Genomic DNA, 11,864 nt, shown 5'->3' with positions numbered 1-11,864 from the left:
GGAGAAATGGAAAAAATAGAAAAATAATCCCGTTTAGGGGTGCGAAATATGAGTTGTTGGGTGAGGATGAGGTTGTTTTAAGCAAATTTGGGCCAATCTAATAATATTGTCCCAAGGCCTAAAATATATAATGATTAGGTGTAACTATTCAGCCTATAAAACGCTATCAATAGCCACCAAGCTTTACTTCTTTGATATCTTGGGAATTTCTAAATCGATATCGGAAGACATTAGCTATAAATTCTTTACATAAAGCTACCAAATATCATTTCGGTATCAGTAGCCATGATTTGTAGGGCTGAATAGTTACGATTAGGTATTATAAATCCAATAATATTTATATATATATTCTAAATGTATCGAATCCCCAATTAACATATGTGAAATCAATACAACTCAAAACTTTGAAATAAATACGATCCCCACCCCAAGCACCACTCTACCGATAAGTCCTGCTTCGGACCCCAGGTTACCTCTGATAATGAGTACTCCAGACAAATATTACACATCCAGCAGACCGATGGACGTTGACTGCATAGATGAAATGTGATACTCCATTACATCCCAGGAAGAATAACCCTATTATACCAGACTTTCCCGGAGCACTTCCACCCCCTGCTTAAGAGCCTCACTGATCTTCCCAACATCAGGACCCCCACCCTGTGCCAGATCAGCCCGGCCGCCACCGCCGCCGCCTACGACCTTTGACATCTCCCGTACCATTTCACCGGAATTAGCTCCAAGCTGAACCGCTTTTTCACCAGCAGCCACCACAATCTTTGCACCACCCTGATCACTTACCAATAGTGCCACCACATCCGGTTGTTTTGTAAACTCGCCTGCTGCTTTAACAAGTTCTTCAATATCTGCGGATGGTATTTTTTTAGCAATGATCCTTATCCCATTAACCTCAACAGCATCTGAAATCATTGAAGATACCCTTGCAGTAGCCAGTTCTTCCTTCAACCTGGCATTCTCTTTCTTGAATTCCTTCCATTCATTAAAGAACCTGGCTGTGGTCTCTGGCAGATGTTCCGGGGACACCTTCAGTTCCTCTGCACTCTGCCTCAATAAAGTATCCAGTTCCTGCATCCGCTCAACTGCAGCTTCACCAGCTGCATACTCAAGCCTTTCCACACCATCCTGAATACGCTCGGTCTTTAACAATTTTATTGGACCTATCAGACCCGTGTTGCTCACATGGGTCCCGCCGCAAGCTTCCACATCCACGCCCACTTTCAATACACGGATCTCCCTGCCTGGAGGAACACCACCCTGGTAGAGCACGAATCCATACTTCTGTTCGGCTTCTGTCCTCTCCATCCAGGATATTTCGACAGGGATGTTGGCCATGACAGTCCTGTTGGAAATGCGTTCGATCTCTTTTAGTTCTTCAATACTGATACGTTTGAAATGAGAGAGGTCCAGCCGTGCCCGCTCTTCACTCTTCTGGGCGCCAGCCTGCCAGATATGATCGCCTAAAACCCGCTTTGCCGCTTCGTTCACCACATGGGTGGCAGTATGATGGCGCATATGGGCCAATCGTCTCTTGCCTTCCACACTGCCTGTTACCAGATCTCCCGGTCTGAGGTTGACCTCATCCTCTAACACCATATGCAGGATCACACCCTTCTCATTCCTGACATCCATAACATGATATGTATCATTTCCAGCCTGGATGGAACCATGGTCGGCCGGCTGCCCACCACCTTCAGGATAGAACATTGTCCTGTCAAGTACAATACTTCCATCAATAACTGCCAGGACCTTTGCCTCGAAATCCAGACTGTCAGGTTGACTGTAATACAGTTTTTCAGTAAGGGGCAGATCAGTGATCCCAGGGATCTCAAGTTTAATTTCTTCTTTTTGTTCAGCTTTGCTGTGGCTCTCGGCAACCAGTGAATAGAATGTATCAGGCATATCTATTCGCAGTCCCACTTCTTTAGCTACTTCGGCTGTTATTTCAGGCGGAATACCGTGAGTATCATACATCTGGATTATCTCATCCAATGGAAATTCCTCGCCCTTATCCATGTAATGCCTGGCTGTCTTGGCTACCAGACGGCGACCCCTATCCAGGGTGATCGCATATTTTTCCTCTTCCCTGTCAAGTATCTCAACAATGGTATCCAGATGCTCTTTAAACTCAGGATACTCTGGCATATGATTTATCTGCATGGTGACGATCTCTGACAGGCGTACTTTGATCTCAGCCTCATCCATGAGCCGCAGCATTCTTCGAAGTACCAGCCGGGCCAGATATCCAGCTTTGACATTTGAAGGGATAATACCATCGCCGAACATGAAGGCTAAACATCTGCTGTGGTCTGCAATGGCATGGACCCTCTCCACAGGTTCCATTATGGTCTGCAGTTTCTCAACAGTTGTCCCTATATTATCTGCTACTTGTTTTCTTAGTTGCATCAGGTTTGCTTCACCTGTTATATCCATCAATCCGGCCAGCATTGCATTTTGACTCAATATCCTGGTATACTCGGGGTCGTCAAGTCTGTGGTCAACACCTGCCAGACCCATCAGTTCATTGACAATTTCAGGCAACACTGCATCGTACACTGTGGGTGAACCTTTGCTGGCCCATACGAGCCTCTCAAGACCATAACCGGTATCCACAATGTAATTGTCCATCCTGACATACCACTCTCCCTTGATCATGATGTCACCGCCATTCTTTTGCTGCAGATTCATGAACACCAGAGTGGCAACTTCAAGCCCGCCTATCAGCACTTCAACACACGGTCCGGCATTGCCCCCTCCGGCCCAGGGTTCTTCTTTATAGGTCACTGCATTTGGATCAGCGCCAAGCTCGTTCAAAAATTCATCACAATATTCCAGGGTCTCGTTCTTCCAGTATATTTCCTTATCCGGATAATTGAAAGCATGATGGGCCATCATCTCGAAATTTGTGAGATGCCGGCCGCTGCGCCCCACTGAATCAAGGTCAGGTAATCTGATGCAGGGTTGGCTGATGGTAAGTGGATTGGCTGGTGGAGGGACCAGGCCGGAAGTCACAAAGGGCTGGAAATCAGCTATACTTGCAATAGTGAGATAGATATCATCCCGCCACCTGGCTATAACAGGATACCTGGCCAGCCTTGTATGATCCCTGGCTTCAAAGAATGAGAGATATTTCTCGCGCATTTCAGAGATGTTGTATTGTTCCCTGAACACCGGATTACCTATGAAAGAGTACGGGTCGCACGGGGCATCACCGCAGGTCGTCCTGTCGGCATTCCGCGTCCAGAAAGCAGCACCACATTTGGTGCAGATTTTCCTCTCAAAGCCGTTCTCGAAAAAATAATCTAACTGATATTCGTCTTCTAGCATGGTTCTATCTTAGGGTGTTTAATGGTTTTTAATATGAAAAGGTTTACGCAGGACAACATCTGACTCAATATAAAATTATAAGATGGTATCTTTAATATTTCATTTAAGAAGAATTGTATTTAATTCAGATATGGAGCTGAAGGATTTACCTATAATAAGAACAAATTGTAATGTATGTCAAGGCAATTCAATGAAAAAGATATAGAGATATTGAACAAACTGGCTCCCGAGCTAGGTGGTAATATTGAATCCCCGCAAGGGCACCAGTACCTGTTTATATTACGTCCCGTATCCCACAGGCTGGCCCAATCCGGCGAGGATTTCAAAAACCGTCTTCAGCGGCTCGATGATGATGAACTGGAATACCTGGTTGACCTGGGCTTTAAAGCACAGGAAGATATCAGGGGGTTGGCTGATGATGATATGTATGCTTTTATAGAGGTAATAGCTGATAGGTTACCAAAAAAGGCACCCCAGCTTAAGGAATTCCTGGGTATTTTTGGATAACCTGAAATTGTTGGTCAATTAACCACATTTTTGGTCAAATGATCACTTTTCCCTGCGCTCCACTCCGTACTTCTGGACCTTCTTCATCCTGGCCAGGTTCAGTACTCTGGACATCTCATTTTCTTCCAGGTCCCTGGCTTCGATATAGCCATTCTCCACTGCTTCTTTGAATATCTCATATCCCCGGCCAGTTCGTGTAAGCACAGTGGTCCAGCCATCTGGGGTGCCCACACCTCCAAAACTGATATTGGCGTTTTCTGCAGTTAGGTCAGTGCAGAATTTACAGGAAGAGCTCCTATAAGGGTCCAGTTCGTTCAGGCTGTAAACCAGGGTCTTGCCCGATGTCTCCAGCTCGATATTACCTCGCTTGATCTTCATTGCTGCAACATCCTGCAATTTCAGCTGTTTGGATTCGACAAACTCCTGTATGCCTTCATGTGAGAACGTATCCATACAAAACAGACCCAATGGCAGGAGATTGACCCGCATGAACATATGAAGCAGGCCGTAAGGGCTTTTATACATCTTATACACTGCATCTATATTACAGGAAGGACCTACGAAAGCTATACTATGCATACCCTGCTTAACAGCATTCATCAGGGCTTCGATGGTCATGCTGTGAGTATAGATCGTCCCTGCCGAATCCATTAGTTCATCATACGTTGTAGCAATGACAGGTACCGGTCTCCAGGGGTCTTCTTTGGATCGTACCGTAACTATTGCGCAATCTATAAGCCCCTCTTCCAACGCATAGGCAAGTAATGATGTAACTACACCCCCGTCCTGTCCTTTTAATCGACTTATTGTTGATCGTGCGGCATAGGGATGCCTGATCTTACCGACTAGCCCATCCTCAGTAGTAATGGTCCTCGGGCATTGGTTATAGCATATGCCGCAGGCATTACAGGGTCCTATCAGTTTAGGTTTTTCGCCTTCCAGTATGATGGAAGGACAGCTGGCGGCACACGCTCCACATGCGGCACATATACCTGGCCTGATAATATCTTTTCTCAAACGTCCGAATGAAATCTTTTTCTTATCCTCCAGGTTCCGTTTGACCCTGATAATGTTCTTTGCCATGTCATCGAACTTTTTCTTGCATTCTAAATTATGAAAAAAATAGGTCATTCCACCTGACTCGGTTGTGAAGGGAGTGGTTTCTGGGACTTCACGTTTGCATATGGGATCAATTGGCATAATTCAAAACTTCCTGTAATGTTTTAGAGTCAATAAAATATATTAGTTGTGGTGCTAGTCAAAGCTAAAAAATAATGTAAATTAAGATCCTACCATGGATTTGGATTAATCCTTTTTTATTTGATGAAGGTAGGAGGTATCTAATCTTCCTTCAATAAAATCAAGATATACGGCCGCACCCAATATTATCATAGCTACCACAACAATCAAAATTGCAGACATTGTCATGATCAATGTGGCTACTGATTTGAATATTAGGAAAATAAGTGCCATTGTAGCTGCTACAAATGCAGTGGCCAATGCTAAATAATACACTTTTAGCTCTGAATTGAATATCCCATTTATCAAATAATCCCACCTGAATTCCATTTTTTGTTTAGATATCCTTATATCTTTCTATCTTAAAAAGGCAGACTATGCAACGAAAACTCCCCGAACTATTGGCTCCGGCAGGCAATCTCAGATCATTAAAAGCTGCGATACACAACGGAGCAGATGCTGTCTACATGGGTGCCAAAAGTTTCAGTGCACGGGGATCTGCAGATAATTTTGATCAAAAAGGACTGGAGAAAGCTATTGATTTTGCCCATCAACAGGACGTATCCGCATATATCACAGTAAATACACTTGTTAAGGAAAGGGAGCTAGAGGATGTTGCAGAGTATTTAGAACTACTGTGCAGCCATGGTGCTGATGCTGTTATTATCCAGGATTTTGGAATCCTGAAAATATTGAAGGAAAATTTTCCGGAATTACCCATACATGCCAGTACCCAGATGACCATACATAACAGCCCGGGTGTGGAACTATTGGAAGCTCTTGGTGTGAACCGTGCGGTTCTTGCCAGGGAATTGAGTATTGAGGAAATAAAAAAGATACGCTTAAGCACTTCCATCCAGCTTGAGACGTTCATTCACGGTGCCTTATGCATATCATATTCTGGCAGGTGCCTGATGAGTAGCTTTATAGGCGGCAGAAGCGGCAACAGGGGTTATTGTGCACAGCCGTGCAGAAAAATGTATAAAATTTATGGAAAAAAAGAGGAAGGATACCTGCTCAGTCCCAGGGACCTGAACCTTTCCTCCCGGCTTAATGACCTGATATATGCAGGTGTGGATTCTTTTAAGATTGAAGGGCGTATGAAAATGCCCGAATATGTGGCTGTTGTTACGAAAACTTACAGAGATATACTTGACCGGATGTCTGAGGACCCAAAATCAAACGTTACCCGGGACGAGTCCCGGCAACTTGAGACAATATTTAACAGGGGATTTACACAAGGATATATCAATGGTGACCCTGGCAAGACTCTCATGAGCACCGAGTTGCCTGGAAACCGCGGCACAATACTTGGGAGCATCATTAAAAGCGACCCGGATACTATCACAGTGAAACTGAAAATCCCGCTTCGTTTAGGAGATGGCGTTGCAGTGGGTGGTAATGGTACTAAAATAAATATGATATTGATAGAAGGACGAAAGGTAAAAGAAGCACCTGCAGGTTCTATAATAAGTATTACTTTTCAGGGGGCTCCTTCCCCGGGTGCTGAAATCTATAAAACATATGATTTAGAGCTGATAGCGGCAGCCCGGAAATCGCACCAGAAGAAAATTCCGGTGTCCATGGAAGTGGAGGCAAAGAGAGGACATAAGCTTATTGTACAGTTGAATGATGGAAAAGGGAATACGGCACAAGCTTCATCTGATGATTATATCCCTTCTGCCAGGCACCAGCCAATTGATAGGGATTCACTACTAAAGCATGTGAGCAAACTCGGGAATACGGTTTTTGAAATACATGAAATATCTCTCAACATGGATGATGATATTTTTATTCCCATAGGAATGATCAACTCTGTGAGGCGTGAAGCTGTGCAGCGACTTGAAATCAATCGTCTGGAAAAATATCGAAGAAAATGTGATTCAGTCCATGTTAAAAAGAGTGAAGTTCCGGCAAGTGTCTTGCCCGCCAGCCCCGGATTATCCATACGTGTGATAAGCCCGGAATTTATTAATGCGGCGGTTTCTGCCGGAGCAAATAGGGTTTATGTGGATATTGAAGGACTTATTCACAAAGAAAGAATAACAAATAGTGCAATTGAACGAACGCACAATGCAGATGCATCTGTGTATATCAGATTACCTGATATTATAAAGGACTCTGAAAGGGACCTTATCATAAGCGTATTAGATAATCTATACGGATTTGATGGTATACTGGTAACAGGGCCTGACCAGATATACATGTGTGCGGATGAATTCCACTTACCCGTTATTGCGGATTACCCCATCAACGCCTTCAACCATGAAACACTGGCTTTGCTAACAAGTTTGGGAGTCAATGGAATTACGATTTCCCAGGAACTTACGCTGGACGAGATCGCGGATATACCTGCGGGATTTGATCAGGAATGTCTGGTCCAGGGGGCTGTGCAGTTGATGATATCAGAACATTGTATATTTCGAGGGGGAAAGGGATGTACTGGTTCTAAAAGCATTGGTGTAAGTAGTGATGCTGACATCATAAAACCCTGCGACAACCAAAATAATATTGGAGATGAAAAGGGATTCATCTTCCCTGTAAGATGTGATACAATGTGCAGAACCCATATCTACAATTCCCGGGAACTTTGTATGATCGACCACCTGCCTGCGATTCTGGGTGCAGGGGTCTCAGTTTTGAGGATAGAGGGTATGCATTATGATATCAAACAGGTAAAAGAGATTACAATGTTGTACCGACAGGCTATTGACAGTTACCTGGAAAATCCCAATGATTTTGATGGAAGGAATTATCTGGAAAGACTGAAGGAGATGTTTCCTCAGGGTCTGACCAAAGGTCACTATTTCAGAGGTGTACAATGACTAAAGTATTCATGTCAGGTTCTATGCGCGGAGGCAGAAGATTGCTTGATACATATAAGTTCATATTAAAAGTATTGATGTCTTCCGGAGCTGAAGTGTTGAGCCAGCATGTGGCACTGGATACTATCTTCGAAGAAGAGAAGGGGATGAGCGAAGAAGAGATATTTATGCGGGATATGGGTGGTGTTGAGCATTGCGAATGCCTGATTGCTGAAGTGACGGTTCCCTCAATAGGGGTTGGATATGAGATATGTCATGCCGTTAGTCTTGGGATTCCTGTGCTTTGTTTATATAAAGAAGGAACTAAGACCTCGGCTATGATACTTGGGAATAAAGGAGTTGTAAGTAAGAATTATAGCAATAATGATGAACTGCAGAACATTATTGTAGGTTTTATTTATGAATTTTGATATATATGGAACATATTTTTTACTTGCTCCCCAAAATGCTTTGTACAGGCCAGGGACATATTTTCCGCAGTTACTGAAAAACTAAACGGTGGGGAGCAGAAAGAAAATCTTAATTAAAGATTGGGAACATTGTAAGGATAAATTGATATGGGTCATATGACTTTATTTAACATAAACATGCGAAAGGATGTGGTTAGAGTGGAAAAGAAAGAAGAGACATTAGCATGCGCACTGTGTGGTTATACAGCCTCTGGTAAATTTGTCGGAGATATTTGTCCAAAATGTGGATTGACTTATTGGAAATGTGTCAATTGCGGTTACACCATAACCGCAGCAACGCTACCGGATGTTTGTCCACATTGTGAGAAGAAGTGTGATTTTGAAAACATCACATGCTATACTCCAGAGTGTGGTGGACCTGGACATATAGATCCCCGCCTGTAGCAAAAGAGAAGGAATTAATGCAAAAGCCGTGTTTCGATTCACTGATATTAAACACGGAATAAGTAAGGAGGATTATATTCGCGTTTTGGTCTTTGCATTTATAGAAAGACACGGCTTCTACAATAATATATGATGCGTTCTATAATAATAATGTTTGTGGTCATGCGAACAAATTATTCAATCCCAGAATCTCTTTGTCTTGACGTAATTTCTTTCAGCCGCCAGAATATCCCTATAAAAACCATCTTCATCCAAACGCATCTTCCTGATAACCCTGGATGCAGTTTCAGGCCCGAGCCCCCTGCTGGCCAGTGCGATAACCGCAGTCTTGCCGTGGGATAGTACAAGGCTTGCATTCCTGTTGACCTTGCGTACCCTTTTCAGATCGTCAGCACTTTTTTCCTTTTTCCTCACAATCTTAATTTCATCCTCTTCCCACGGTTTCAATGCCGCAACCATCTTGCTGTCACATACAGGGCATTCAATAGTATCAGGTACATTGGACACTTTCCGTTTCGAGACCCATTTCTTGCAGGTGACACAGAAAAGTATCACCCTGTCATTCATGATCCTCTGCTTCAAAGCCTCGATAATGGATGCATCAGCCTTTGCAGGTGAGACCAGGTCCTTGCCACCCAAAAATCCGGCTGAACCAATTGGGCTGGACTTTCCCACCACCAGCATGACCTGTCCCGATGCAATTCTCTCAAGGATGCTAATTGTTCTGGAAATATCCAGCTTTTCCTGGAATATCTCCCTGACCGCTTCATCATACATAGGGGTCCCTTCATACACATCAAGCAGCTTCTGCATGCTTATCCGGTCATAATCGGCATCATAATCCAATGCCCCGAACTTCTTGGCTACCTGGATCATCTTCCATTTAAAAAATGTAGTGTGCTTAAGGGACATCTCAATGATGGGCTCTACATGCACAGGGTCAAGATCAAGTATTAGTCGTACCACGTCAGCAGCTTTTATCTGTCTGGGCAGGTCAAGTTTTAACCTGTACGGATCGATCTCCATACCCACGCTGCTTCCAAGTCTTGCAGACAATAATGCAGTCAGCACCCTGCCCAGGGTAAAATTGACCTTATGACCTCCACATATATTGATTATTACAGAATTTTCCACCTTTTCAATTACAATGTTTTCCCTGGATGGAACTGTAAAGCCCCCATCAAGTTGTTTGCGTATAAGTGTCACCACACCCAGGGTGGTTGCTTTATCTGATGGATATTTATTCTGGAAATCTGCTGCGATCTCGTCGTCTGACTTCTCCTCCATGATCTCTTTAGCGATCGAACTCCTGATACTGCTCACCTCATCTGCTACACGAAAAGGGACAGGTATCTCTTCACCGATCCAGTTCGGGATCTCCCCGCCAGGATCTGGTACAGGTTCGACCCTGATACGCTGTTTATCATGGATGACCTCCATCACCCGCCACATATCCCCTTTCGCAATAATAACCGCGCCCGGTTTTATGAAATTGATGATAAATATTTCATCCAGTACACCCACTGGCCTGCCGCTCACTATATCAAACACATCATACTTTTTCTCATCAGGGATCATGGATAGATTCTTGTAATAGTACTGCCAGCTTTTCCGCCGCCTACCCACCATGTCCTGCCCCTCTTCAGACCAGACCAGCCTGTTCTCTATGACCTGTTTGATGATGGAATCTATCAGGTCCTTTGTGATATTGCGATAGGGATAGCTCCGGGTCACTATATCATAGATGCGCTGGCTGTCGAGTTCCCCGAAATCAAGCACCAATCCAGCGATCTGGTTTGCAATTGTATCAGCAGATCCTTCATGGATCAATGTTTCCTCCACTTCTCCAGCGTGGGCTTTGTCAACAATCGCCCAGGATTCCATTACATCATCAGGAATGGTGGTGATTATAGTCCCTCTGGAAGTCTCATGGATTCGGTGTCCTGCCCTGCCCACCCTCTGTATCAATCTGGATACCTCCCTGGGTGAATTGTACTGCACTACGTGGTCCACATCACCGATATCTATCCCCAGTTCCATGGAGCTGGTGCATATAAGTCCTTTTAGATCACTGGACTTGAACATCTCCTCCATCTCGATCCTGATCTCCTTGGACAAAGAACCATGATGCACACCTATGGACCTGCCCAGCATTTTGAACCTGGATCCCAGTGCTTCAGCAGCCTCCCTTGTATTTACAAAGATCAGGGTGGATGTATTTGAATCTACAATATCTCCAATGACCCGCAAATGAGATGCCATTTCAGGAGAGTACATCAGCTCCTGTGCTTTTTTCCTGTCATCCTGGGTGACCTGTGGTGTTAATACTCTAAAATCCAGATCCTTGTAAATGGATACTTCTACCACACCCACCTCCCTGTACGTACCTGCAAGGAACCTGGCTACTGTGATGGGACTGCCCACTGTTGCAGATAGTCCTATCCTCTGGAACTCGCCGGACACCTCAACCAGTCGTTCCAGGGCAATGGACAACTGGGCGCCTCTTTTACTGGATGCCAGCTCGTGTACTTCGTCCACAACCACAAATCGTACTGATTCCAGGTGTTTACGCAAGTTCTTACCAGTAAGCATGATCTGCAGGGTCTCAGGGGTGGTTATCATCAGATCAGGCGGGTGAGTGCTCTGTTTCTGGCGCTGGTATTTGGTGGTATCTCCATGGCGCACCTGCACATCGATCTCAAGATCAGCACCTATCTGTTCCAGCCGGGAGAGCATATCCCGATTCAGTGCCCTGAGGGGGGTGATATATAGCGCGGATATACCATTGCGTCCCTCTGGGGGATGGCTCAAAATATGATGGAAAACCGGAAGTATTGCACTTTCGGTCTTACCGCTGCCAGTGGGAGCGATAAGCAGTAGATTTTCACCTTTTAAAAGTCTGGGGATTGTGCGCACCTGGGGTTCGGTAGGGTCGGAAAATCCCATTCTTAAAAGAGTGGATTGGATTTTTGGATGCAGTAATTTGAATATATCAGACATTGGCTGTTAAATAATAATAATAATGCTCCCTGGATTTTAGGTTTTCTGAGATGGATTGAAAAAAATGAGAAATGTGGGCAGTGAAGATGTGTAC

At 44.4% G+C, this 11,864-nt stretch carries 8 protein-coding genes; 4 read left to right on the top strand and 4 right to left on the bottom strand.

The genetic code is table 11. From position 1 onward, the window contains the following. Nucleotides 1–582: 582 nt before the first annotated feature. Nucleotides 583–3,345 (bottom strand): alanine--tRNA ligase, encoded by a 2,763-nt coding sequence (gene alaS / locus IBX40_06875; GenBank protein ID MBE0524036.1) that lies wholly within the window; start codon nucleotides 3,343–3,345, stop codon nucleotides 583–585. Nucleotides 3,346–3,519: 174 nt separating this feature from the next. Here alaS and IBX40_06870 point away from each other — a divergent pair, with 174 nt between their 5' ends. After that, nucleotides 3,520–3,852: a hypothetical protein gene (locus IBX40_06870; protein ID MBE0524035.1), complete on the top strand. Its 333-nt coding sequence runs from the start codon at nucleotides 3,520–3,522 to the stop codon at nucleotides 3,850–3,852. A gap of 42 nt (nucleotides 3,853–3,894) precedes the next feature. Here the strand turns inward: IBX40_06870 and IBX40_06865 are convergent, their stop codons facing one another. Both IBX40_06865 and IBX40_06860 read right to left on the bottom strand, forming a co-directional pair. Further along, nucleotides 3,895–5,052, bottom strand: a complete 1,158-nt coding sequence (locus tag IBX40_06865) for a Coenzyme F420 hydrogenase/dehydrogenase, beta subunit C-terminal domain (GenBank protein ID MBE0524034.1) — start codon at nucleotides 5,050–5,052, stop codon at nucleotides 3,895–3,897. A gap of 105 nt (nucleotides 5,053–5,157) precedes the next feature. Beyond that, nucleotides 5,158–5,400 (bottom strand): hypothetical protein, encoded by a 243-nt coding sequence (locus IBX40_06860; GenBank protein MBE0524033.1) that lies wholly within the window; start codon nucleotides 5,398–5,400, stop codon nucleotides 5,158–5,160. 68 nt (nucleotides 5,401–5,468) lie between these two features. Between IBX40_06860 and IBX40_06855 the strand changes: the two genes are divergently transcribed. The 3 genes from IBX40_06855 (at nucleotide 5,469) to IBX40_06845 (ending at nucleotide 8,770) form a co-directional block, all read left to right on the top strand. Beyond that, nucleotides 5,469–7,916 carry a DUF3656 domain-containing protein gene (locus IBX40_06855; GenBank protein ID MBE0524032.1) on the top strand — a complete coding sequence of 816 codons (2,448 nt, stop codon included), beginning with the start codon at nucleotides 5,469–5,471 and terminating at the stop codon, nucleotides 7,914–7,916. Then, on the top strand, nucleotides 7,913–8,326 hold the full coding sequence (locus tag IBX40_06850) for a deoxyribonucleoside 5'-monophosphate N-glycosidase (GenBank protein MBE0524031.1): 414 nt from the start codon (nucleotides 7,913–7,915) through the stop codon (nucleotides 8,324–8,326). The genes IBX40_06855 and IBX40_06850 overlap by 4 nt, the downstream gene beginning before the upstream one ends. A 156-nt stretch (nucleotides 8,327–8,482) precedes the next feature. Then, entirely contained in the window at nucleotides 8,483–8,770 is a 288-nt protein-coding gene (locus IBX40_06845; GenBank protein ID MBE0524030.1) for a hypothetical protein, read from the top strand. Nucleotides 8,771–8,947: 177 nt separating this feature from the next. Here IBX40_06845 and IBX40_06840 read toward each other — a convergent pair whose 3' ends face one another. Further along, nucleotides 8,948–11,770: a DEAD/DEAH box helicase gene (locus IBX40_06840; GenBank protein ID MBE0524029.1), complete on the bottom strand. Its 2,823-nt coding sequence runs from the start codon at nucleotides 11,768–11,770 to the stop codon at nucleotides 8,948–8,950. Nucleotides 11,771–11,864: the final 94 nt, after the last annotated feature.

This window comes from Methanosarcinales archaeon (assembly GCA_014859725.1).
Classification (GTDB): Archaea; Halobacteriota; Methanosarcinia; order Methanosarcinales; family Methanocomedenaceae; genus Kmv04.
The sequence above is the reverse complement of the archived record's forward strand: the minus strand, read 5'-3'. Positions and strand labels throughout refer to the sequence as shown.

Coding starts and splice junctions, on each gene's coding strand:
- alaS (MBE0524036.1), bottom strand. CDS start 3,345: ATGCTAGAAGACGAATATCAGTTAGATTATTTTTTCGAGAACGGCTTT.
- IBX40_06870 (MBE0524035.1), top strand. CDS start 3,520: ATGTCAAGGCAATTCAATGAAAAAGATATAGAGATATTGAACAAACTG.
- IBX40_06865 (MBE0524034.1), bottom strand. CDS start 5,052: ATGCCAATTGATCCCATATGCAAACGTGAAGTCCCAGAAACCACTCCC.
- IBX40_06855 (MBE0524032.1), top strand. CDS start 5,469: ATGCAACGAAAACTCCCCGAACTATTGGCTCCGGCAGGCAATCTCAGA.
- IBX40_06850 (MBE0524031.1), top strand. CDS start 7,913: ATGACTAAAGTATTCATGTCAGGTTCTATGCGCGGAGGCAGAAGATTG.
- IBX40_06845 (MBE0524030.1), top strand. CDS start 8,483: ATGACTTTATTTAACATAAACATGCGAAAGGATGTGGTTAGAGTGGAA.
- IBX40_06840 (MBE0524029.1), bottom strand. CDS start 11,770: ATGTCTGATATATTCAAATTACTGCATCCAAAAATCCAATCCACTCTT.